This window comes from Paenibacillus sp. sptzw28 (assembly GCF_019550795.1).
Lineage (GTDB): Bacteria > Bacillota > Bacilli > Paenibacillales > Paenibacillaceae > Paenibacillus_Z.
This window is the reverse complement of sequence record NZ_CP080545.1, coordinates 2353941-2376114: the sequence shown is the minus strand read 5'-3', so window position 1 is coordinate 2376114 and position 22174 is coordinate 2353941. Positions and strand designations below refer to the sequence as shown.

Sequence of the window (22174 nt, the reverse complement as noted above, 5' to 3'; positions counted from 1 at the left end):
TATCACAATAAGTGACCTTTGTTACACAAGAGGTACCCAGCATCAACGTGGAAATTGGCGGCATTCCGGAGGATCGTCATTATGGAATTCTCCGTCCCGCGGACTCTCGGCAAAAAATTTACCTGCGGGGTACGATGATTGCAAACCGACGACAAATAAGTATCGTTTCATACGAAGACTGCCAACGCATTGCTGAACATATGGGGCTTCCATCAATCAAGCCAGAATGGCTAGGAGCTAACATAATGATAAGGGGGATAACGAAGTTAACTGAGCTTTCGACCGGTGCTCGATTAATTTTCCCGGATGGAACAGGACTTATTTGCGAAGGAGAGAACCTTCCTTGCTTAGGACCTGGTAAGGTAATTGAGTACATTTATAATCAAGCAGGCCTTCACCGCGAATTTGTGCCTGCAGCTCAAAAATTAAGGGGAATTGTTTGTTCAGTAGAACGTGAAGGAAAGATATGTAAAGGCGATTCTCTTAGGATTATCAGTACATCCTAATAAACGCATGAATCATCAATACAGTTAATGATGAACAGAATGGAACAACGTAGCCAATTCATCCAATACGTCCACGTGGACTGAACCCCTGGGGTTCGCCCACCTAGGGGCTTCCTTCAGACGCCGTGCTTCTCCACTTGATGTACTTTCGATGATGATTGTTCAATCGCTCCCACTATGGGCTCCAGCAATATAAAAAATCCACCTTAATATGAGGTGGATTGATTTTAGTATTGGTGGAGACTAGCGGGATCGAACCGCTGACCTCTTGCATGCCATGCAAGCGCTCTCCCAGCTGAGCTAAGCCCCCGTGCTAAATTGCCCTTACTTTTTGAATCATTTTTTGGGTGTGTAACCAACCAGATGGTGCTCCCAGCTGAGCTAAGGCCCCATGCTTTATCGCGACAAGAAAGATCGTAACACAGAAGCGGCAATAGTGTCAATACTATGTGCCGCTATTGTTTCGAAAGCAGGCTGCTTAGCTCTTTCATAAACATGTCGATGTCTTTAAATTGGCGGTAAACGGATGCAAAACGCACGTAAGCCACTTCATCGACCGGATACAGCTGGGCCATTACAAGCTCGCCGATTTCCCGACTTTCCACCTCGGCTTGAGCGGTCGTTCGGAGTTCTTTCTCTACTTCAGACACAATAACTTCGAGCATCTCGACAGGCACAGGCCTTTTTTCGCAGGCCCGGATTAGTCCGCGCAGTATTTTGTCACGGCTGAATTCCTCGCGGCTGCCATCTTTCTTTATGACGATCAGGGGCGTTTCCTCCACCATCTCGAACGTTGTAAAACGCCGGGTGCATTTCTCACATTCGCGGCGTCGCCGTATCGATTTATTTTCGTTGGCGGGTCTGGAATCCAGCACTTTCGTCCCTGCAAAGTCGCAATACGGACATTTCATCGATTCTAAGCCTCCATCTTTGAACGACGGTTTACCAATCGTTACCTGTTATGAAACTTGCGATTTCGCACATAATACAGTTACCAACCGTGAGGAGGTGAAAAACAATGGGTCAAAATCGTAACAGCAATCAACTGGTTGTACCACAAGCCAATGCTGCGCTTGACCAAATGAAATTTGAGGTCGCGCAAGAGCTGGGTATCTCCATCCCGCAAGACGGTTACTACGGTAACATGGCTACGCGTGACGCCGGCTCCCTCGGGGGTTACATCACCCGTAAACTGGTACAAATCGCAGAGCAATCCATCGCTGGACAGTTCAAATAATGACGTGGCTTCATAACGGAAGCTTTGGTCGCTGCCTTTACCGGTAGCCGGCCAAGGCTTTCTTCTTATTCCGTCCTAAAATACCGGATATAATTTCTTGTATTTATTATAATAATAAATGACTCGCTGTACATAGTGCCGGGTCTCGCCATAGGGCAGTTTATCCACCGTCTCGAAACGGCCGTCCCACACCCCATCGGCCATCCAGCGGTTTACCGTACCGGGACCGGCATTATATGCGGCGATAACGGCAACCATATTGCCATCGAACTGCTGGTGAAGCGAATTCAAATACCATGCCCCTATCTCGATGCTTATATCAGCCCGACTGGCGAGCGTATCCGTCGTCACATTTGTAAAGCGGCCCTGCTTGACAATCCACTCCGCCGTATCCGGCATGAGCTGCATAATGCCGAGTGCGCCTTTCTTGGAAACAGCGTTTGCGCTGTAATTCGTCTCCACTCGGATAATCGCCGCAACCAAATACGGATCAAGGTTGTAGTTCTGTGCGCTGATGCGAATATCCGGCTTATACTCAATCGGATACATCCAGCGGTTTATCCAGTCGGAATTGAGGAAAAGCAGCACGATAACAGTAAAAAGAAGGACGAGCAGCACGCGTTTGCGGAATATTTTGCTCATGGCAAGCCTTGATCCCGCCAAAACTGCGCAATTTGGCCCTTGGTATCTTCAAGTGTACCGCTGTTGTCGATTATGAAATCCGCAAGCCGCTTCTTCTCTTCGATATCCATCTGCAAATCTATGCGCTGCTTAGCCTGATCGGCACTCAAAGCGTTACGAACCATAAGCCGCTCCATCTGCAGAGCCCTTGGTATGTATACAACCATAACGCCGTCATAAAGCGAGGCCTGTCCCGTTTCATATAGAAGCGGAATATCTGCAACGACCAGCCGGTCGGGATCCTCTTCCAAGTACGCATCCATCTGCTTCCACATTCTCACCCGGATTGCCGGATGCAAAATTGATTCCAGCTTGTCAAGCCTCTCGCGGTCGCCGAAGACGAGACGTCCAAGCTCGCTTCTGTTCATTGTCCCATCGGCATTCAAGACAGCCTGTCCAAAAACAGAAACGATGCTCTCAAGCGCAGGCTCCCCGGGAAGAACGACCTCCCGCGCCACTTGGTCGGCATCGACGATCTTGGCGCCGCGCGCGGCAAGCATTGCGGACACGGTGCTTTTCCCGCTTGCAATGCCGCCCGTTAATCCAAGTCTCATTGTTTCACCTCATAATACCGCATCCGCGGTATGCGGACACTCACTTTGTAGTATTGCCTACAGCAATCTCATGATTCCAATCACAATTAGCATAATTCCCGGCAAAACCGATAATGTCTGCATTCCCCGCCATGCCGCGAACCGCAGCCCCAGACGCATGCCGCCCAGCAAAAACAATCCGCTTGCCGATGAAATGACAAAGGCGGTCATCAGGGGAGAGAAACCAAGCATCGCCGCACCAAGCCCTGCCCCAAAGCTGTCAAGCGACAATGCAAAACCGAGCAGCACTGCTTCAGATGCGGAAATGATGCCCGAGCTGTCGACGTCCGCGATTTGCGGCCTTCGCAGTATTTGGATAACAAGACCGAGCCGTTTCCATTCAAAAACGATAACGGGGGTCGTGAGCATAATATTCCCATCCGAGGTCATCACCGTCTTCGACCCGGTTTCGGGCGCCGGGTCACTGTGATCCTGCTCGCCTCGGTCCGATTGAGACCGGCTGCGCCAATACTGAAAGATAGCCCAGCCGCCTAATAGCACAAGCAGATAAGCTCCGATTCGTTTGGCCGTAGCAGGTGACATATAGCCGCTCAGCACAGTGCCGATTTGCATCGCTGACCAGACTACAAATCCGGAACAGAATGCGATAATAACCACCGAAACCACAGGAATCCGGATGCGCCGCAAGCCGTAAGTCACCCCGACACCGAAACCATCCAAGCTCACGGCGACAGCAAGCAGCAGTAGTGCCAGAAGGTGTTCAAGCATACGATGTCCCTCCATTAACTGGACTAAGCGCTCCGTTTGCCGTTGATCGCTCAAGAAAGCCGGAAAGAGGCTTTCAGTCAAGGAGACGTGTGTGCATTAGCCCATGAAACATGAATGGTACATCATATGCGATTTACTCATACTCGTGCATTATTTACGGACAGGCTTGGCCGACTTCTTCTTGGGCAGCGGCTGGCATGCGGTGCAAATATGAGTCCCTCTGCCGCCTACCACGAATTTCTCGATAAACCTGCCGCACCTGCTGCACGGTTCGTTCTTGCGGCCGTAGACGAGCAGTTCATGCTGAAACATTCCCATCTCGCCTTGTCCGTTAACATATGATTTAATGGATGAGCCTCCAGCTTCAACAGCACGTCCGAGCGTTGCCCGAACCGCCTCATACAGCCTGGACCATTCGGCGGACACCAGCGTATTAGCTTCCCGCTCCGGATGAATGCCGGCGGCGTACAGCGCCTCATCGACATAGATATTGCCAAGTCCAACCACATATTCCTGGTTCAGCAGCAACGGTTTTATTTTCGTCGTCCGCTTGGCCAGCGTGTTCTTGAAAGCCTTGAGCGTGAACGAATCGTCAAGCGGCTCGATTCCAAGCTTGCTGAGCGGCGGCAGCAAGAGCTCCTCGCCCGGGGCGAAAAGATGCATCGTGCCGAACTGCCGCACATCCTTATATCGCAGTTCCGTACCGTCGTCGAAGTGAAACCGCACATGCGTATGATGCTCTACCGGCTCGTCCTGCCGGTACACGCCGTAACGTCCTTCCATTCGTAAATGTGAAACTAGAACAAGCCCGTCCAGCAATATGCGAATGAATTTCCCTCGGCGTTCGACCGAACCGATTGTACGGCCGGCAAGCATTCCAGCAAATTCAAGCGGTTCCTGTGGCCGCTGAATAATTCTCGGAAGGGTAACGGTAACGCGCTCGATCCGTTTACCTGCCACGAGCTGGTTCAGCGTCCGCCGAACGGTCTCAACCTCCGGCAATTCAGGCATCCATTATTCACCTCCACTAAAGGGTCGGTATCTATGCGATCCATCTGCAGAACAGCGGCTGCACAGAAATTCCGACAGCTGCAGCTTACTTCTTAGCAGCAACCATCCCCTATTATAACCTATTACGGGAAGGGATGCTTTATTTGGCTTCGTACCAATTCACACCGTAATTGACATCCGCTTTGAGCGGTACATCCAGCTTAAGCGCGCTCTCCATTACTTCGGGAACGAGCTTCTTCATTAGCTCCAGCTCATCCTGGGGCACTTCGAAAACCAATTCGTCATGTACCTGCAGCAGCATTCGGCTGCGAAGCTTGCGTTCCTGAAGCTGTTCATTCATCTTCACCATCGCGAGCTTGATAATATCAGCGGCAGTACCTTGAATCGGAGTGTTCATTGCAGTCCGTTCGGCGAAAGAGCGTAAATTAAAGTTGGACGCTTTAATTTCCGGCAAATACCTTCTGCGCTCGAGCAAAGTCGTCACATAGCCGTCACGGCGCGCCTGCATGACAATATTGTCCATATATCCACGCACTCCCCGGAATACTTCAAAATATTGCTCAATGAATTTAGCGGCATCTTTCCGGGTAATGTTCAAGTTGTTCGACAGCCCGAAGTCACTGATTCCATAGACGATTCCAAAGTTAACCGCTTTGGCCGAGCGGCGCATGTTGCCGTCGACCTCCTCCGCTTTGACGCCGAATACGTCCATTGCCGTTTTTGTGTGGATATCCATATCTTGAATGAAAGCTTCCTTGAGCTTCTCATCCCCGGAAATGTGCGCAAGCACGCGCAGCTCGATTTGCGAATAGTCGGCCGCCAATATCATCCAGTCCGGTTCGGAAGGAACGAATGCTTTGCGTATCCGGCGTCCTTCTTCAAGCCTGATCGGAATATTTTGCAGATTCGGGAATTGGCTCGAAAGGCGTCCGGTTGCGGCGATCGTCTGGCGGTAATACGTATGAACCTTTCCGGTATCTCGGTTGATCTCTTTAAGCAGACCCTCGACGTAGGTGGACTGAAGCTTGGTAAGCTGCCTGTAATGAAGGATCAATTTTATGATTTCATGGTAAGGCTCGAGCTTCTCCAGCACATCCGCATCGGTCGAATAGCCTGTTTTCGTCTTTTTCATGGCTGGAAGGCCAAGCTTCTCAAACAGAACCTCGCCAAGCTGCTTCGGCGAACCGATATTGAACTCCATTCCTGCATGGGTATAAATATCGCTTTTGTACCGTGAAATGCCGAGCTCAAGCTCAGCGCCAAGCTCTTCCAAGGTCCCTTTATTAACCTTGATGCCCTGCTTTTCCATCCCGGCGAGCACGATGGCCAGCGGCTGTTCAAGCTCGTAATAGAGCTTGTCCATGCCGCCGCTCTCAAGGTCCCGCTGCTGAAGCGGTACGAGCTTGCGGACAGCGTCCGCCTTCGCGGCCAGATGGCTGCAAAGCGTCGCATTGTCTGGAACCTTGAATTTTGCTCCCTTGCCGTAAACCGCTTCATCCGGCTGAACAAGAGGCAGGTTGTAGCGGTGCATAAGAAATGAAAGCGTCTGATTCGACTCTGTCGGATCAAGCAAATAAGCCGCGAGCAGGACGTCGAATGTCGTGCCGCACAACTCAATCCCAAGCCAGGCGAGAGCCAGATCCGCCTTATGCAGATCATAGCCCCGCTTCGGGGCATTGCTGTCCGCAAGCCAGTTGCGCACCGGCTCTCCCGCCCGGTCCATCAATTCATCGTATGGGACAACAAGAACACGGTCACCCGACGGCACTGCAAGGCCGAGAAGCTGTGCCTGATGCGGATTCTCTCCGTATGCTTCAATGTAAACGCTCTCCGCTCGCGACAGCAGATCGTTAAGCGCCGCAGCGGTCAAATCACCGGCAAAGACAATATCATACGAAGCCTCCGGGGCGACGCCGCCTTCTGCTCCGGCGCCGGCTTCAGGGAGGTCGAGCCGCTCAATAAGCGACTTGAACTCCAGCTTTCTGAACGTTTCCGCGAGCATCGCTTTATCGTAACCGGAGTAAACCAGCTGTTCTTCTTTATTTTCGAGGGGCACCTCACGGAATATGGTTGCCAGCTTCTTGCTCATCCTCGCATCTTCTTGATGGGCTTCGACCTTCTCTTTCATTTTCCCCTTAAGATCAGCCGTGTGGGCAAGCACTTCTTCTACAGTGCCATATTCGTGAAGCAGCTTGAGCGCGGTCTTCTCGCCTACTCCGGGTATGCCGGGTATGTTGTCGGACGCGTCTCCCATCAAGCCTTTCAAATCGATAATTTGCTGCGGTGTAAGACCGTACTTCCCGCGGATTTCATCCGGGTCGAACCGTTCAACCTCACTTACCCCTTTGCGGGTCAATGCAATCGTCACATGATTCGAAGCAAGCTGCAGCATATCTTTATCGCCGGAAACGACGATTGTCTCGACTTCCTGCTCATCCGCCATTCTTGTCAGCGTTCCGATAATATCATCGGCTTCGTATCCCGGCAGCTCGAACTGCGCTATGCCGAACGATTTCAGCATTTCCTTGATGACCGGGAACTGCTCGGACAGCTCTGGCGGCGTTTTGGCGCGCCCGCCCTTGTAATCGCCGTATCCTTCATGCCGGAACGTCACCTTGCCCGCATCGAAAGCAACGAGCATATGCGTGGGCTTTTCCTCTTCAAGAAGCTTGAGCAGCATGGTTGTAAAACCGTAAACCGCATTTGTATGCAGGCCGGCTGAATTCGTCAGAGGAGGCATCGCATAAAATGCCCTGTTGGCAATACTGTTTCCATCGATCAATATCCATTTATCCATCCGAAAGGCACACCTCACCTTGAATTTCCTTCAATCTATCATATCATAAAGCGGACCGGCTTTCCCATAATGCCCGGCTTCCCAGCCGCACAAATGTAATTGTCAATAAAATCATCCTGATAGCGGTGACACCATAACATTTGAGTGAACCCGCGGAACAATGAACTAAGACGAAAAGCCAAAAAGCTGGTTGCATATATCAACCAGCGCCCGAAAATACAGGTGAATATTTCCAAAAGCAATATCAAAGCCAGCCAATTTGTTAATCCCGTTCTCGCACAACAATTTATTCCCCACGCCCCGCGATTCAAATCCGGATTAGTCCGTTACCCGATTACAGGCTGCGGCCTGCCGAGAAGGTAACCCTGCGCGAAACCGACGCCCATCGCTTTCACATGATGGAGCTCCTCTTCCTCCTCGATACCTTCGGCGACGAGTGAAATATCCATTTTCGCTGCAAACTCGGTAAATGTCTGGACGATCTGCTGCTTCATGGGATCGCGGTGAATGTCCTGGATAAGCGACCGGTCGATCTTAATAAAATCCGGCTTAATTTCAACGATCGATTGCAGCGAAGAGTAGCCGGCTCCGGCATCGTCGATGGCGATCTGATACCCCTGGTTGCGGTAATGATCGAGCAGCATCTTGGCGGCGCCGAAATCCTCGAACGAGCTGCGTTCCGTAATCTCAAAGACGACATTATGCGGCGCCAAACCGAAACGCTCAAGCAGTAGAAGCGTCTGTCCCGGCGTAAACGACGGGTCATTCATAATATGCGCGGTAATATTAATGAACAGCTTCTGATTGCTGCCAAGTCCCATACTGCCTTCTATTGCCCGCTCCCGCGCAAGCCGGTCCAATGCGTATGTCATTCCTTCCTCGGCGGCAAAAGCAAACAGCTCCTGAGGCCCGTCAAACCAGCGTTTGTCAAGGAATCGGGAAAGGGCTTCATAGCCGTACACCTTCCCGCACTTCAACGAAACGATCGGCTGATAGACTGAGGAAATGGTCCTGCCCTGAATCAATTGCCCGAATGCGAGTCGCTGCAGACTCCGCTCGGTGGCGCTTGCCGCTTGTCCATGGATCAGTGCGCGCTTGACGCCTTCATACCAGCGGCTTTCCTCGGGTTCCCCTCCGTTCAGGAAGGAAACCCCTGCATGAAGCTTCAGCTCTGCAATCTCGCCGCCAAGGACGGAATGGATAAATCGGCGCTCCCATTCTCTTTTGAAGCGGCTTCCGAGCTCAAACAGGATCTCTTCAAGCAGCTCCGCAGGCACATGAGGCATAGGAAGACAAACGTACAGATCCTCCTGCATCCACATCCCCGTCAGTCCCTTCATGCCGGCGCTGCTTTGATCGGCGATAGCCTGTTCGGCAAACCGCCTCCAATCGGTGCGAATCAGCTTCCTAATTTCCTCCCTTTCCTTAGCCTTACCATGCCAGGCCAGATAAATGATTCCCGTCGGTCCGCTTTCATTGCCGCACAGGCTATTGGTATAATCGGCTGCGGCTATACCGGTATATCGTTTCACGTTCACAATCGTCCCTCTCCCGGATGCATTTCAAAGACGTTCTCCATTATAAATGCGCTGCCCTTAATTGCTTTGGCCTGCTTCTTCAAGCGGGCGGCTGCCTGCGAAACAACCGCAGGCGTGATAGGACGAATACCGTCCCAGATAAGCAAAGACAACGATAAGCTGACACCATTCTGCTCAACCCGGTTTCCGCTTCGGTCCACCACATTAGAGACATCTACGCCGCCGTAATAACGATTCACTCCGCTTTCAAAGCGCTCGATGAACTGCCCGCACAGCTCCGCGGGTTCAATTGCGTCTGACAGCACGATAAAATCGTCGCCGCCGATATGTCCGATAAAATCGTTCTTATCGTCCGAAGCACTTCTGACTTCAAGCAGTACCTCCGCCAAATAACGGATCAGCGCATCACCTTGGCTGAATCCGAAACAATCGTTGAACCATTTAAAATAATCCAAGTCGGCGTAAATGATGGAAAATGGCTTACCGGTATCAATACGCCGTTTCATTTCGCGATGGATGACAACATTGCCGGGCAATCCGGTTAACGGATTGGCGGTGCGGGCCTCCTCCGTCCGCAAATTCGTCATACTCTCGAGTATGGACCGAATCGATGCCGCACCGAGAAGCTTTCCATCGCGAGTTATCGTCACAATATCATACAGCCGCGATATATCCCTAGTCATCGCCATTTGCGCCACCTGCTCCACTGGCAAACCGGCGTCGACGACAAGCGCGTCTTCATCCATGATCTTCTCAATCGATCGATTCCAATAAAGCGGAAGGCCGAATTGTCCAGCAAGCATCTGATGCATTTTTTCCTTCATCACGAGGCCTACAGGCCGCTCTTGACTGACGATCACAGCGCCTTGAAGATGCGGATTCGTCTCGAACATATTCGCGACTTCAGACACGCGGGCTACCGATCTAAAAACCGGAATTGCCTTGGCGAGCGACCCTATCGAATATGATGAACCAAGATCGCCAAGCTCTTGCTCCCCATTGGCACCGCGGCCGTCCTTGAGTTCTGGCGCTGGTATAGGTTCTTGCTTAAGCCCGTGGCGCATGACGGCGGTTAATGCGTGTTTAATCGCATGGTAGATCATCGCCTCCGCTGAGCGCCCCATACCGGATGGGAAGGAGAATGCGCTTCCGATGACGAAGTACGGCTCGTTTCGTCCGCCGCCGGAGACAGCCGCTTGTCCTTCTATTAGCCTTTCTCGAAGCGTTTCGGTTGCTTTATCAACCAGCATGTCCAATCGTTCGCCGGCTTTCTCACGCTGCAGGAAGAAGAAATAATCGTTCTCCATCCGATACCGCCAAATGAGGGGCTGACCGGAAGCCCATGACTGTAACGCGTCCATGACAAAAGCGCGCTGAACAGTCAAATGAAGAATGATGACACCGATTCCCCCTTGGTGCCAACGCTCCGTTATACGGTGAATCATCGTGCGGTCCAGCAGACCATAACCGATTTCGTCCACAATTATCCCTCTTTGGTTGGAACGATTTGACTATTGAATAGTCTGATTGTACCAATTGTTTGTGAAGAGAGAGTAGACGAAGTGTTAAATAAACGTAAAAAAACCAGCCCACATCCGCGGCCGGTTTTCATGTTTGCATCCATTTCGGTTCTAATTTGCGTACAATGCGTCTTTGGCAGCTTTTACAAGCCGGTCAAACAGCTCGTCATCCTCTTCGATCAGCTGTTCCACCGCAAAGATATCTTCTTCTTTGCCCGAAGCATCCCGGAACAGCAGCGCATATGACCAGTCCTTTCCTTTCTTGCTTTGCAGCGTTATCTCATATGCACTCGCGTGGCCCTCCGCCTCGAACTCAACGCCTCCGACATAACCGTCCGCTTCGGTGTGGGTCATACGGGCTTTAATGATAATGATCTTCACTTTATCCAACCCTCCTGAAATTAGCCAAGTTCAATAAGTAATTTCGACGAATAATATCCGTTATCCTTCCCGATATCAGCAAGAAAACAACCGTGTGCGAAGAAGAAAAGAAAACGCACAAAGAAAAAGACCCGCTTCTGCAGCAGGTCATCGCATCATCTTGTATTACATATTCAAATCCGGCCGTTTGCCGGTTACGAGGTAAACCACACTTTCACCAATGTTTGTCGCATGATCGGCAATGCGTTCAATATAACGCCCGACGAAGCTGATCAAGCTCGCCTGCGAGATTGTCTTCGGATTGTCGACCATCAAGGTGAACAAGTCATTAATTACCTGACTGTACAAGGCGTCGACCTGATCGTCGTCCTTAGCCATTTTGTAAGCAAGATCCACGTTCTCCTGGACATACGATTGTATGGATTCGTATATCATAAGCTGCGAAATTTCGGCCATGCGCGGCAAATCGACCAACGGCTTAATGAGGGTCTGACCCTCCAGGCGAACCACGACTTTGGCGATATCGACCGACAGGTCGCCCATTCGCTCCAGATCGCTGGCCATCTTAAACGCAGTCAGAATCCGTCTTAAATCCTTGGCAACCGGCTGCTGCGTCGCAATCATCCGAGCGCCGAGATCATCGATGCTTTCTTCGAGCCGGTTCAGCTCTATATCCTTGGCGATGATTGCCTTGGCTTTTGCCACGTCGACCGTATTCAGCGCTTCCATCGCTTCTCCAAGCACAGTTTCCACACGGTTTCCCATGTCAATCAGCTTCGTCTTCAGTTGATCCAGTCCATCGTCAAACTCTTTGCGTCTGATCACCCGGCTACACTCCTTCATTATGCAATAAATTAACTCTTCGCACTTCTAACCGAAACGGCCGGATATATAATCATCAGTCGCTTTCTCCGACGGATTGGTGAATAATTTGTGTGTCTCATCAAATTCAACCACCTTACCCATATAGAAAAAGGCGGTCTTATCCGAAACCCGGGCGGCTTGATGCATATTGTGCGTGACGATAATGATGCAGTATTCCCGCTTCAGCTCGGAGATCAGCTCCTCCACCTTGGAAGTGGAGACCGGATCGAGTGCAGACGCCGGTTCGTCCATCAAAATCACCTTCGGCCTTACTGCGATTGAACGCGCAATACAAAGCCTCTGCTGCTGGCCGCCGGAGAGCGCCAGCGCCGATTGGTGCAGACGATCCTTCGTCTCGTCCCACAGCGCCGACTTGCGAAGACAGTCCTCGACAATGTCATCGAGCTCCTTCTTGTTGCGGACCCCATGATATCTGGGCCCGAAGGCAATATTCTCATAGATCGATTTATGAAAAGGGTTCGGGCGCTGCCAGACCATACCGATTTTCTGACGGAGCAGGACTACATCCACACCTGCTTCGTTTATGTTATCCCCATCAAGCCAAATCTCGCCTGACGTTTTAACACCGCCGATCGTGTCATTCATCCGGTTCAGGCTGCGCAGGAACGTCGATTTACCGCAGCCTGAAGGGCCGATCAATGCGGTTACCTCACGCGGCGCAAATTCAAGCGTAACATTCTTGATCGCTTCCTTCTCCCCGTAATAAACACTCAGCCGTTTGGCTGCCAGTTCGATAGTATTCATGGTACCCTCCTACTTCGTCGCGGTAAATTTACGATGCAGCAATCTTCCGAACCATCTAGCGGCAAAGTTGAAAATCAGCACCATAATAAGAAGTACCGCTGACGCTCCTGCCGCAATTTGGGCCGCATCGGGAGCAAGTCCTTCACTGTTTATCTTCCAGATGTGCACCGCCAGCGTCTCGGCGGGCCGAAACGGATTAAGCGGCGAGAACGGACTGAGCGGATTCCAATCGGTGAAGTCGAGTCTCGGCGAGCTCATGCCGGCGGTAAACAGCAGCGCGGCCGCTTCGCCGAATACGCGGCCCGCCGCCAATATCGTACCGGTAACAATCGTAGGCATCGCGATCGGAAGCATAACTGAAGTGATCGTTTTCCACCGGGACAGACCGAGTGCCAGGCTTGCTTCCTTCTGCTCGCGCGGCACTCCGCGCAGCGATTGCTCGGTGATTCTCACCATTAGAGGCAGATTGAAAACAGTCAGCGCAAGAGCGCCCGAGAATAAGGAGAATCCAAAGCCGAATAAATTGACGATAACAAGCAGGCCGAATAATCCGATTACGATCGAGGGGAATGAAGACAATACCTCGACCACCAGGCGGATCGAGTCGGTAAACCTGCCTGGCTTCGCATATTCGCTCATATAGATGCCCGCACCGAGACCGAGCGGAATTGTTATGATCAATGTTAACAATAATAAGAATATCGAGTTAAACAGCTGTGGTCCGATGCCGCCCCCTGCTTTGATCGTTTCCGGAGCGGAAGTAAGGAAATGAAAGCTGATATGTCCAAGGCCCCGGACGATGATAAAGCCGAGCAGCCCCACAACCGCCAGCACCATCAATGACGTGATCGTGATGATGACGGCCGTTGCTAACTTGTTTGCGATTTTCGCGCTCATCGTTTGTTCCTCCTTTCCAGGAAACGGACCACAAAGACGAATACGAACGTCATCAGGAGAAGAATGAGGGCAAGGGACCATAAAGCGTTATTATGGGCGGAGCCCATTACCGTATTGCCCATACCAAGCGTAATAGCACTTGTTAAAGTCGATGCCGATTCGAACAGCGAATGGGGAATATGCGGCGCATTGCCGATAACCATCTGCACAGCAAGCGCTTCGCCGAATGCGCGCGACATTCCGAGCACTACTCCTGTCAGCAATGAAGGAAGGGTAGTCGGAATGACAATGCGGTAAATCGTCTGCCAGCGTGTCGCCCCAAGCGCATAGGAGCCTTCCTTCAAGCCGAAAGGCAGCGAAGCAAGTGCATCCGTAGCGATTGTCGTAATCGTAGGGAGGATCATGACGGACAGCACGAGAGCACCGGCGGCGATGCCTATGCCCTGACCAGGAAAAGTCGAACGCAGTAAAGGGACGATTACGGTGAGACCGACAAAACCATATACAACCGAAGGGATACCGGCGAGCAGCTCAATGACAGGCTGAAGCACGCGGCGTCCGAAGCCGGGCATAATTTGCGTCATAAATATAGCCGCGCAGCACCCCAGAGGAGCGGCAATTAATGCGGCCAGCAAAGAGGTGCTGAATGAGCCGAAAATAAAGGGCAGAGCGCCGAACAGCGGTATATCGCCCTCCGGATCCCATTTTAACCCTGTGAGCAATCCGCTGAGACTGACTCCATTAACCAGGAACGTGCTCAAACCGCGGGAAGCGACAAAATAGACAATGGCCACGATCGTTACGACCAACACCAATATGCAGAGCGTCGTATAGACCTTGCCTACCCATTCCTCCATTATGTGCGGTTTTGCGTGTTTTTTTTGTAAACGTTGATGTAAGGGCTGCTCACCCTCTGCCGGCCGGTACATACCATCTCTCCTTAAGCGCTTTACGGAGTAAAGCGCGGGCTTCGTGGAATAAGGCCAGAAGAGGCAGATCACTCCACCTCTCCTGGCTTTATATTCATATCATATCTTGGGTTTATTTCGTTATGGTACCCGCTGCGTCGCGTTTTACTTGCATTTTGCCTACCGGGATGTAGCCAAGCTCGACGACATCGGTGTTCTGAACCTCGACGCTTACCATGTAATCAAGGAATGCTTTAGCGATTTCATTCGGCTCGCCTTTGGTGTACATATGCTCATAAGCCCAAACCGGGTAATCGCCGGTTACGACATTTTCTTCTTTCGGTTCAACACCGTCGTATTTCAATGTTTTAACCGAATCGTCGATATATGAGAATGCAAGGTAACCGATCGCGCCCGGCGTTTCCGCAACAAGCTTCTTAACGGTACCGGACGAATCTTCCTGGATCGAGCCTTGAAGGTCTTCGGATTTAGTTCCCAGAGCGTATTTCTCGAAAGTTTTGCGGGTTCCGGAGCTGGATGGACGATTCACGATCGTAATTTTCTCATCTTGGCCGCCTACATCTTTCCAGTTCGTTACTTTACCCGTGAAAATGTCTACAAGCTGCTGTTTCGTCAAGTTGTCGACGGTGATATCTTTATTAACAACTGTCGCCATTGCAACGACTGCGACTTGGTGATCAACAAGCTCCTTCGCTTTATCCGCATCCGCGTCCTTAAATTTCTCTTCCGCGTAGATATCGGAGTTACCGATATCCGCTTGGCCGCCGGACACCTGCGTCAGCCCCGTACCGCTGCCGCCGCCTTGCACTTGAACGGTAATGCCACTGTATTTGGGGTCTGCCATGAATTTCTTCGATACCTGGTCAACCAGCGGTTGAAGTGCGGTAGAGCCTGCCGCAAGAAGTGATCCGCTAAGCGCCGCGCTGCCGCCTGCTTGCGTATCCGTTTTTCCGTTGTTTTGTGTATTGCCGGAACCGGTTTCTCCTTTAGTACCGCAAGCTGCCAAGCTCACTGTTAACATGACCGCCACTGCAAGAAACAAAATCTTTTTCATCTCTTTGGTTTCTCCTTCCGCTCGCACGGTTATTGGTTTACATGTTCAATTGTAGATTCTCCTTATTAATTTGATATTTTCTAAGTGTTAACGCTATGCTAAATATACATAGATAGATTGTATGTTTATAAGGAATATTATAAATTAATTATATACAAGAAGCCCAAGGGAGTTAAACCGTCATGAGTATGTTAAGAATGAAAATCATTGTGCTGCTGGAGCGTCTCAAAAAAGTTACTGCGGTTGCCGATGAGCTGAATGTCAAGCAGCCTTCAATCAGCTTTCATATGAGAAAATTGGAGGAGGAATGGGGCGTTGCGCTTTTTGAGATGAAGACCGGCAAGGTGCTTCTGACGGAAGCGGGAAAGCTTCTCTTCCACTATGCACAGCAGATCGACCGGGTTTATTCGGAAGCGCAAATCCGGATGAGCGGGCTCAGGCAAACCGGTAAGCTCAAGTTTGTTTTCGGCTCCACCGACGCGGCGGCATCGGCTTTGCTGGCTGCGGGGAAATCACCATTAACGGCGGCTCACGAAGAGATGATTATGTCGTTCAAAACAGGCGGCGAGGAAGAGTTGTACCAAATGCTTCTGGATGGCTCGGCCGATTTGATTACGAGCGGACGTTTATCCCGTGACGCTTTCATCCAAAGCGAACAGATAATGGAGGATCATCTGTCATTGTTAGTACCGCGCGGACACCCGCTTCAACTGAAGGGAGAGCCTGCTTCGTACCGTTTGGCGGGACTTCCGTTTATCATGCTTGAAGAACCATCCTTAATGGAAGCTGTAAGGAAATGGGAAGCGGAGGAGCAGGTGACTCTGCAGATTCGATGGCTTACGGACAGGATTGATCTCGCTCTGAACGCGGTTCGCACTGGCGACAGCTTTAGCATTGTGCCTTCCTCCATACTCGGACAGCCTTTAGAGGGAATTCATGCGATGAAGCTTCCCGGCGCTGCGCCTTCCTGGAAGCTTTATGCCGCTTGGCGCACGGATTATTGGAATGCACCGCTTATGCAGCGGATGATTGAAAGGCTTCGTACTCTTAGTCCGAATGGATCCCAATCGTTATGAAAATAATAAAAGCAGATCCCATAGTCGGGTCTGCTTTTCTCCTTATGAACTTATGAGTTCAAATCCGGGCGTTTTCCGGTAACGAGGTAGACGACGCATTCGCCGATATTCGTCGCATGGTCGGCGAACCTCTCGATATATCTGCCGACGAAAGCGAGTAAATTGGCTTGCGAAATGGTCTTTGGGTCTTCGATCATGATCGTAAACAGCTCGCGAATGATCTGGGAATACAAGGCGTCGACCAAATCGTCGTCCTTGGCCATCTTATAAGCCAAATCCACATTTTCCTGAATGAACGACTGGATGGATTCACGCGTCATCATCTGCACGATTTCCGACATTCGGGGCAGATCAATCAGCGGTTTGATGAGCTTCTGGCCTTCCAGGCGGACGACCGCCTTCGCGATATCGACGGACAGATCGCCCATGCGCTCCAAGTCGCTGGCGATTTTAAAAGCAACAAGAATACGCCGCAAATCTTTGGCTACCGGCTGCTGAGTAGCGATAAGCTTGGCGCCGAGCTCGGAAATCTGCTCTTCGATACGGTTAAGCTCTTTATCCTCTGCGATCAGCCGTCGTGCTTCGGTAACATCCACACGCTCAAGCGCCTTCATTGAATCGTTGATCGCTTTCTCCACCCGCTCACCCATTTCAATGATGTGCGATTTGAGCTCGTCCAATCCCAGGTCGAATTCTTTCCGTTGCGTCATCATTTTAAATGCGCTCCTTTTCTTATCCGAACCGTCCGCTTATATAATCTTCCGTTCGCTGATCTCTCGGATTGGAGAAGAGCTTCTCGGTCTCGGAGAATTCCACTACCTCGCCGTTAAGAAAGAACACCGTCTGATTCGATACGCGAGCCGCCTGGTGCATATTGTGGGTAACCATAACAATGGTATATTTATCCTTCAGCTCTTGAACAAGCTCTTCGATCTTCAGCGTGGAGATCGGATCAAGTGCAGATGTCGCTTCATCCATCAGCAATATGTCCGGGTTAACCGCCAGTGCGCGGGCAATACAAAGACGCTGCTGCTGACCGCCGGACAAGCTGAGCGCAGAACGCTTCAGATAATCTTTCACTTCTTCCCAAAGAACGGCCGCGCGGAGGCTTGTTTCGACGATTTCATCAAGCTTCTGCTTGCTGCTGATGCCATGCAAACGCGGCCCGTAAGCAACATTGTCGTAGATCGATTTCGGAAATGGGTTAGGCTGCTGGAACACCATGCCGACTTTCTTGCGGAGCGTCTCGACATCCACTTCCTTCGAGTAAATATCGGCTCCGCCCACAGTAATCTTCCCCTCGATACGGGTACCGGGAATCATATCGTTCATGCGGTTGAGCGTTCTCAGCAAAGTCGATTTGCCGCAGCCCGAAGGGCCGATAAAAGCGGTGATCGCTTTCTCCGGAATATCCATAGATACATTTTTAAGAGCATGGAAGGTGCCGTAGTGCAAATTTAATTTATCGATATCAATCAATGATTGCATAATGGTCTCCTCCAGATTCGCGGACACAGGTCCACATCTTATAACTTGTATCCTAGCTCCCAATTGTAAAACTCGTATGTTCGTTTTGTTAACGTAATATTAAAATTTCATCGGCTGGCCCTCATATCCAAGGCAAGCCGTTTGATTTCCTCCGTTACCCGTTCCGACTGCCGGTATGCCTGATCGGACAGCTTGCCGATTTCTTTGGCGCTCCTGCTGTTGTCCGCCGCCGCGTGAAACAACTGCTCGAACACTCCGGAAGCCGCTTTTACATTATACTGACTGCTCTGCGCACTCACTCGTCCTAGTTCAACCAGCTCTACCGTTTGACGCACTGCCTCGTGAATAGATGCGATAAGAGAATTGATCTGCTCGGCTGATTGCTTAGTCTGCGTGGCGAGCCCCCGTACTTCATCGGCGACAACGGCAAAGCCCCTGCCGTGCTCGCCTGCGCGAGCGGCTTCGATTGCGGCGTTAACCGCAAGCAAATTACACTGGTCCGCAAGATCTCTTATAAGCTTGGAGACTTTGCCGATCGCCCCGGCACGATTCTGCAGCTCCCCGATTTGTCCTTCCTGCTTCGCCGTATTGTCCGATAGGCTTTGAAATACTGATGTTACCTTGTCCAGTTCGTTCTTGCCCTTTAACGTCAAATCGAGCATGGTCTCGGACAGCTGCTCACCAACCTTAGCCGCTTCAAGGACTTGAACGGCCGACCGGTCGATATCATGGATCATCGACTCTGCGCCCCTGATCGTGCGAATTTGCGATTCGACGCTTTGGCGCTGCAGAAGCCGTGATAAATGGAGCAGGTCGGCCATTGTCAAGACGCCGAGAAATCTTTCTTGATCTGTGACGACAACGCAGTCGTAAAGCGTCTTCTCATCCCGCCCCAAAGCGCGGTCAAGAAGCTCCTGCGGCGAAACGCGAATGTCCACCGTAAGCGGGTGCTCGTCCATCAGCTTCACAATGGGTCGGCTGTAATATAGGTCGTTGCCGAAACGGTGAGTTTGGATGATGGTCAACCTGCTTTTCATCACCAGTCCAAGCGGCTTATTCGATTCGTTACACACAATGATACATTCGCAATCCGGCATTAAACCAAATTGTTCGATAACTTCCCGACACGTGTGAGTTTCATGCACGACCGGCGTAGCTCTTACGAAATCATTTAATACCGTTTGCGCTGTATCAGCGCTGTTCTTAGCGATAGATTCTCCAGCTTCGGCGCGTATCTCAATAACCCTCATGTCTCTCTCCTCCGAAAGTAATATAATGGAGCTAACGCATCTTACGAGAATTTATCCAAAGCGGTACGCGGAAGATCACATTAATGAGCAGTACGACAAAGACGAGCACCGCGGCCGCTTTCTCTGCGATTTCCGCTGCGTCCGGAACGATCGCTTCCGACTGTACATACCACAGGTGAACGGCAAGCGTTTCCCCCGGTGAGAATAAATTGAAATCCCACATTTCGCCCGAAGTCGAGACACCTGCTGTCAATATAATGACTGCACTCTCCCCGAACGCCCGGCCAGCAACTAGGCAAATACCGGTTATAATTCCATTCAGCGCAACCGGGATAAGTACTCGGCGGATCGTCTGAAGATGCGTGCCGCCCAGCGCGAATGATGCGTTCTTCATCTCTTGCGGAACGGAACGAATCGCTTCTTCCGTTACGCGCGTCAGTACAGGCAGATTCAGAAAAGCCAAGCTTACGGCGCCTCCGATTATCGTCAGCCCTATTTGGAATGCTTCGACAAAGAGGGCAATACCGAAGAGGCCGAATATAATTGACGGAACGGATGCCAGTCCTTCCACACAAATCCGGATAAAAGAGATGAATCTGTTGTCCGGCGCGAATTCAGCCAAATAGATTCCTGCAGCCATTCCGAGTGGAATGGAAATAATCAATGATATTATCAACAGATAAAACGAGTTGAACAGCGCAGGTCCGATTCCTCCGCCTTCGTCGATTTCGCTCGGAAGCCCGTACAGAAACGACCAGTCGAGCTTAGGGAGCCCTTTTTGCAAAATAAGAAACAACAGTCCGCATATAAACAAAATAGTGCAAATTCCTATGGTCCAGACAAGAATCGTAAACAGCCGGTTGTTGATATGATTCATACTTTTATGCGAGCTAAAAGGATTTCCTGAGGATTTGGCGCCTGTGCTCATACCTTAACTCCTTTACGCTGGAACAATCGGACCAGCACGATCATCACAAGAGAAATGATAAGCAGCAGGAAGCCCATCATATACAGCGCATAGTTCCATGCGGAATCGAACGGAACATTGGCAATTTGCATCACGATGTTGCTTGTCAGCACCGCTGTCGGCTTGAATAACTCATCGGCGAGCTGAGGCGTGTTGCCGATTACCATGACGACCGCCATTGTTTCACCAATGGCGCGTGCCATTCCAAGGATGACGGCATACATAATCCCGCTGCGGGCGGCCGGAATCACGACCTTCACGATCGTCTGAAAACGCGTGGAACCAAGCGCGTAGGACGCGTCACGGTACTTCTTCGGCACAGCTACGATAGCATCGTCCGTGATCCGGCTGATCGTCGGCAGTACCATAATCGTCAGCACTATCGCAGCGGCAAGCAGTCCGTCGCCCATGCTCGTGCCGGTGACCGAGCGCAGCAGCGGAATGAGGACAGTCATTCCTAGGAAACCATAGACAACCGACGGGATCCCTACGAGCAGGTCCATGACCGGACGGAGCGCGGTTTTCAGCCATCCCGGCGTCATCTCCGATAGAAAAACAGCGATTATGACGGATAATGGAACTGAAATAAGCATCGTCAGAAACGTTAACGCGAGGGTGCCGAAAATAAACACTAATGCGCCATATTGATCATTCTCCGGAACCCATTCCGTGGAGAAGAAGAAGGTGGCCGGCGATACCGTTTCGAATGTCAGTACGCCTGTGCGGCCCATCAGAAACAAGATCGAAAACAGGATCAAACAGACGAAGCAGGCACAGGCGATGCAAATCATTTTGAACGATTTATTGTAAATTGAAAGCCTTGTCTTCCGGTCGAGAGCGCGGCGGGATCCGGATTTAAGGCTTTTCCCCAGCTCCGCGCCATTATATGCCTGGCTTGTTGAAGGCATCTCGAGCATATCTTTTTCATCCTTTCACTCATAATTGAGACAAGCCAGCCTCGCGCATTTCGCCGAAGCTGGCTCTACTTCTTCCGCAGTCGCGGACTTCCACTGCTTACTTCTTCATCGCGGAAATTGGAATGAATTTTAGCTTTTTCAGCGAACCGTTCTGGAACGTTTTGCTTTGCACGTATTCGATGAAGGCTTTCACAGCGCCGGTCGGCTCTCCTTTGGTCATGTAGTAGCCGTAGCTCCATACTTTATAAGATCCGTTGATGACGTTCTGCTCTGTAGCGGCAACACCGTTGATTTTCAGAGCACTCATTTTGCTCGTAACGTAAACAAGGTCGATATAACCGATCGCATTAGGCGTTGTTTCAATCGCCGTTTTCATGTCGCCGCTCGATTTCACTTCTTTATAGTTGTCGCCTTTAGTCATGAAATCCGTTCCGTTCAGCGCCTTCATTTGGAAGTTAACACGAGTACCGGAGCCGAATGCGCGGTTAACCACTACGATGTCAGCATCTGCGCCGCCGACTTCCTTCCAGTTCTTCACCTTGCCCGAGAAAATGTCCTGAAGCTGTTTAGTCGTAAGGTCCCCTACTTTTACGTTGCTGTTCGTTACCGCGGCAAACGGAATGACAGCAACTTTGTTCGCCACTTGACCGTCGAATTTCTTGAATCCGGGAACGTCGGTGGAAGCGTCCCAGTCGCAAGCGCCGATATCGGCGATCCCTTTACGGACCGCTTGAGGACCCGTAACGGAACCCGCTGCAGATGCTGCGATCCTGACTTTCGGATTAAGCTTCTTGAATTCATTAGCCGCTTGCAGCGTTAGCGGAAGCAGCGCGGAGGACCCGTTGACGACGATTTTACCGCTCAGCTTGCTTGCAGCACTTGCTGTGGGAACCGAACTGAAAGCAACCGTCAGGGCGATTGCTGTAAATGCGATATTTTTGAACCATTTCGTTTTCATTGTTTTTAATTTCTCC

23 protein-coding genes and 1 tRNA gene are annotated in these 22174 nt (G+C 51.0%); 3 read left to right on the top strand and 21 right to left on the bottom strand.

Going from position 1 to position 22174, the window contains the following annotated elements:
• The first annotated feature begins 47 nt into the window (after positions 1-47).
• Complete coding sequence (locus tag KZ483_RS10440; RefSeq protein WP_258881635.1) at positions 48-506, top strand: MOSC domain-containing protein; 459 nt, start codon at positions 48-50, stop codon at positions 504-506.
• A 234-nt stretch (positions 507-740) separates the two neighbouring features.
• On the opposite strand, the gene KZ483_RS10435 is transcribed toward KZ483_RS10440, so the two are convergent.
• Both KZ483_RS10435 and nrdR read right to left on the bottom strand, forming a co-directional pair.
• Positions 741-816: transfer RNA gene (locus KZ483_RS10435), tRNA-Ala, on the bottom strand.
• A gap of 145 nt (positions 817-961) precedes the next feature.
• Entirely contained in the window at positions 962-1417 is a 456-nt protein-coding gene (nrdR, locus tag KZ483_RS10430) for a transcriptional regulator NrdR (protein ID WP_220352588.1), read from the bottom strand.
• Positions 1418-1524: 107 nt separating this feature from the next.
• On the opposite strand from nrdR, the gene KZ483_RS10425 reads away from it, so the two are divergent.
• Positions 1525-1743 (top strand): alpha/beta-type small acid-soluble spore protein, encoded by a 219-nt coding sequence (locus KZ483_RS10425; RefSeq protein WP_220352587.1) that lies wholly within the window; start codon positions 1525-1527, stop codon positions 1741-1743.
• A gap of 75 nt (positions 1744-1818) precedes the next feature.
• Here the strand turns inward: KZ483_RS10425 and KZ483_RS10420 are convergent, their stop codons facing one another.
• The 13 genes from KZ483_RS10420 to KZ483_RS10360 form a co-directional block, all read right to left on the bottom strand.
• Positions 1819-2385, bottom strand: a complete 567-nt coding sequence (locus tag KZ483_RS10420; protein ID WP_220352586.1) for a lytic transglycosylase domain-containing protein — start codon at positions 2383-2385, stop codon at positions 1819-1821.
• The gene (coaE, locus tag KZ483_RS10415) at positions 2382-2978 is read right to left on the bottom strand and encodes a dephospho-CoA kinase (protein ID WP_220352585.1); all 597 of its coding nucleotides are present in this window, start codon (positions 2976-2978) and stop codon (positions 2382-2384) included. Before coaE ends, KZ483_RS10420 begins: the two co-directional genes overlap by 4 nt.
• A 57-nt stretch (positions 2979-3035) precedes the next feature.
• Positions 3036-3746, bottom strand: a complete 711-nt coding sequence (locus KZ483_RS10410) for an MntP/YtaF family protein (protein ID WP_220352584.1) — start codon at positions 3744-3746, stop codon at positions 3036-3038.
• Positions 3747-3896: 150 nt separating this feature from the next.
• Positions 3897-4757, bottom strand: coding sequence for a DNA-formamidopyrimidine glycosylase (gene mutM / locus KZ483_RS10405; RefSeq protein ID WP_220352583.1), 861 nt, complete (start codon positions 4755-4757; stop codon positions 3897-3899).
• A 139-nt stretch (positions 4758-4896) separates the two neighbouring features.
• The gene (gene polA / locus KZ483_RS10400) at positions 4897-7554 is read right to left on the bottom strand and encodes a DNA polymerase I (RefSeq protein ID WP_220352582.1); all 2658 of its coding nucleotides are present in this window, start codon (positions 7552-7554) and stop codon (positions 4897-4899) included.
• A gap of 326 nt (positions 7555-7880) precedes the next feature.
• Entirely contained in the window at positions 7881-9092 is a 1212-nt protein-coding gene (locus KZ483_RS10395; RefSeq protein WP_220352581.1) for an EAL domain-containing protein, read from the bottom strand.
• Positions 9089-10573 carry a GGDEF domain-containing protein gene (locus KZ483_RS10390; RefSeq protein WP_220352580.1) on the bottom strand — a complete coding sequence of 495 codons (1485 nt, stop codon included), beginning with the start codon at positions 10571-10573 and terminating at the stop codon, positions 9089-9091. Before KZ483_RS10390 ends, KZ483_RS10395 begins: the two co-directional genes overlap by 4 nt.
• A gap of 150 nt (positions 10574-10723) precedes the next feature.
• Positions 10724-10993: a hypothetical protein gene (locus KZ483_RS10385; protein ID WP_220352579.1), complete on the bottom strand. Its 270-nt coding sequence runs from the start codon at positions 10991-10993 to the stop codon at positions 10724-10726.
• A 165-nt stretch (positions 10994-11158) separates the two neighbouring features.
• A complete protein-coding gene (phoU, locus tag KZ483_RS10380) occupies positions 11159-11818 on the bottom strand; it encodes a phosphate signaling complex protein PhoU (protein WP_220352578.1) in 660 nt (219 codons plus the stop codon).
• 45 nt (positions 11819-11863) lie between these two features.
• Positions 11864-12622, bottom strand: a complete 759-nt coding sequence (pstB, locus tag KZ483_RS10375; protein ID WP_220352577.1) for a phosphate ABC transporter ATP-binding protein PstB — start codon at positions 12620-12622, stop codon at positions 11864-11866.
• Between the two features lie 9 nt (positions 12623-12631).
• Positions 12632-13519, bottom strand: coding sequence for a phosphate ABC transporter permease PstA (gene pstA, locus KZ483_RS10370; RefSeq protein ID WP_220352576.1), 888 nt, complete (start codon positions 13517-13519; stop codon positions 12632-12634).
• Positions 13516-14448 (bottom strand): phosphate ABC transporter permease subunit PstC, encoded by a 933-nt coding sequence (gene pstC / locus KZ483_RS10365; protein ID WP_220352575.1) that lies wholly within the window; start codon positions 14446-14448, stop codon positions 13516-13518. The genes pstA (KZ483_RS10370) and pstC (KZ483_RS10365) overlap by 4 nt, the downstream gene beginning before the upstream one ends.
• A gap of 112 nt (positions 14449-14560) precedes the next feature.
• Positions 14561-15502, bottom strand: coding sequence for a phosphate ABC transporter substrate-binding protein PstS family protein (locus KZ483_RS10360; protein ID WP_220352574.1), 942 nt, complete (start codon positions 15500-15502; stop codon positions 14561-14563).
• A 182-nt stretch (positions 15503-15684) separates the two neighbouring features.
• On the opposite strand from KZ483_RS10360, the gene KZ483_RS10355 reads away from it, so the two are divergent.
• Positions 15685-16578, top strand: coding sequence for a LysR family transcriptional regulator (locus KZ483_RS10355; protein ID WP_220352573.1), 894 nt, complete (start codon positions 15685-15687; stop codon positions 16576-16578).
• Between the two features lie 50 nt (positions 16579-16628).
• On the opposite strand, the gene phoU (KZ483_RS10350) is transcribed toward KZ483_RS10355, so the two are convergent.
• From phoU (KZ483_RS10350) to KZ483_RS10325, 6 genes are all read right to left on the bottom strand, one after another.
• Positions 16629-17288, bottom strand: coding sequence for a phosphate signaling complex protein PhoU (gene phoU, locus KZ483_RS10350; protein WP_220353372.1), 660 nt, complete (start codon positions 17286-17288; stop codon positions 16629-16631).
• A 22-nt stretch (positions 17289-17310) separates the two neighbouring features.
• Complete coding sequence (gene pstB, locus KZ483_RS10345) at positions 17311-18066, bottom strand: phosphate ABC transporter ATP-binding protein PstB (RefSeq protein WP_220352572.1); 756 nt, start codon at positions 18064-18066, stop codon at positions 17311-17313.
• Positions 18067-18173: 107 nt separating this feature from the next.
• Positions 18174-19316, bottom strand: a complete 1143-nt coding sequence (locus KZ483_RS28895) for a methyl-accepting chemotaxis protein (RefSeq protein WP_220352571.1) — start codon at positions 19314-19316, stop codon at positions 18174-18176.
• A gap of 31 nt (positions 19317-19347) precedes the next feature.
• The gene (pstA, locus tag KZ483_RS10335) at positions 19348-20193 is read right to left on the bottom strand and encodes a phosphate ABC transporter permease PstA (RefSeq protein ID WP_258881633.1); all 846 of its coding nucleotides are present in this window, start codon (positions 20191-20193) and stop codon (positions 19348-19350) included.
• 47 nt (positions 20194-20240) lie between these two features.
• Positions 20241-21191 (bottom strand): phosphate ABC transporter permease subunit PstC, encoded by a 951-nt coding sequence (pstC, locus tag KZ483_RS10330; RefSeq protein WP_397376195.1) that lies wholly within the window; start codon positions 21189-21191, stop codon positions 20241-20243.
• A 106-nt stretch (positions 21192-21297) separates the two neighbouring features.
• The gene (locus KZ483_RS10325) at positions 21298-22158 is read right to left on the bottom strand and encodes a phosphate ABC transporter substrate-binding protein (RefSeq protein ID WP_220352568.1); all 861 of its coding nucleotides are present in this window, start codon (positions 22156-22158) and stop codon (positions 21298-21300) included.
• Positions 22159-22174 lie beyond the last annotated feature (16 nt).

Bases quoted from the DNA above. Each gene is read 5' to 3' on its own strand.
- nrdR (WP_220352588.1), bottom strand. From the start codon at position 1,417: ATGAAATGTCCGTATTGCGACTTTGCAGGGACGAAAGTGCTGGATTCC.
- KZ483_RS10425 (WP_220352587.1), top strand. From the start codon at position 1,525: ATGGGTCAAAATCGTAACAGCAATCAACTGGTTGTACCACAAGCCAAT.
- KZ483_RS10420 (WP_220352586.1), bottom strand. From the start codon at position 2,385: ATGAGCAAAATATTCCGCAAACGCGTGCTGCTCGTCCTTCTTTTTACT.
- coaE (WP_220352585.1), bottom strand. From the start codon at position 2,978: ATGAGACTTGGATTAACGGGCGGCATTGCAAGCGGGAAAAGCACCGTG.
- KZ483_RS10410 (WP_220352584.1), bottom strand. From the start codon at position 3,746: ATGCTTGAACACCTTCTGGCACTACTGCTGCTTGCTGTCGCCGTGAGC.
- mutM (WP_220352583.1), bottom strand. From the start codon at position 4,757: ATGCCTGAATTGCCGGAGGTTGAGACCGTTCGGCGGACGCTGAACCAG.
- polA (WP_220352582.1), bottom strand. From the start codon at position 7,554: ATGGATAAATGGATATTGATCGATGGAAACAGTATTGCCAACAGGGCA.
- pstB (WP_220352577.1), bottom strand. From the start codon at position 12,622: ATGAATACTATCGAACTGGCAGCCAAACGGCTGAGTGTTTATTACGGG.
- pstA (WP_220352576.1), bottom strand. From the start codon at position 13,519: ATGAGCGCGAAAATCGCAAACAAGTTAGCAACGGCCGTCATCATCACG.
- pstC (WP_220352575.1), bottom strand. From the start codon at position 14,448: ATGTACCGGCCGGCAGAGGGTGAGCAGCCCTTACATCAACGTTTACAA.
- KZ483_RS10360 (WP_220352574.1), bottom strand. From the start codon at position 15,502: ATGAAAAAGATTTTGTTTCTTGCAGTGGCGGTCATGTTAACAGTGAGC.
- KZ483_RS10355 (WP_220352573.1), top strand. From the start codon at position 15,685: ATGAGTATGTTAAGAATGAAAATCATTGTGCTGCTGGAGCGTCTCAAA.
- phoU (WP_220353372.1), bottom strand. From the start codon at position 17,288: ATGACGCAACGGAAAGAATTCGACCTGGGATTGGACGAGCTCAAATCG.
- pstB (WP_220352572.1), bottom strand. From the start codon at position 18,066: ATGCAATCATTGATTGATATCGATAAATTAAATTTGCACTACGGCACC.
- KZ483_RS28895 (WP_220352571.1), bottom strand. From the start codon at position 19,316: ATGAGGGTTATTGAGATACGCGCCGAAGCTGGAGAATCTATCGCTAAG.
- pstA (WP_258881633.1), bottom strand. From the start codon at position 20,193: ATGAATCATATCAACAACCGGCTGTTTACGATTCTTGTCTGGACCATA.
- pstC (WP_397376195.1), bottom strand. From the start codon at position 21,191: ATGCCTTCAACAAGCCAGGCATATAATGGCGCGGAGCTGGGGAAAAGC.
- KZ483_RS10325 (WP_220352568.1), bottom strand. From the start codon at position 22,158: ATGAAAACGAAATGGTTCAAAAATATCGCATTTACAGCAATCGCCCTG.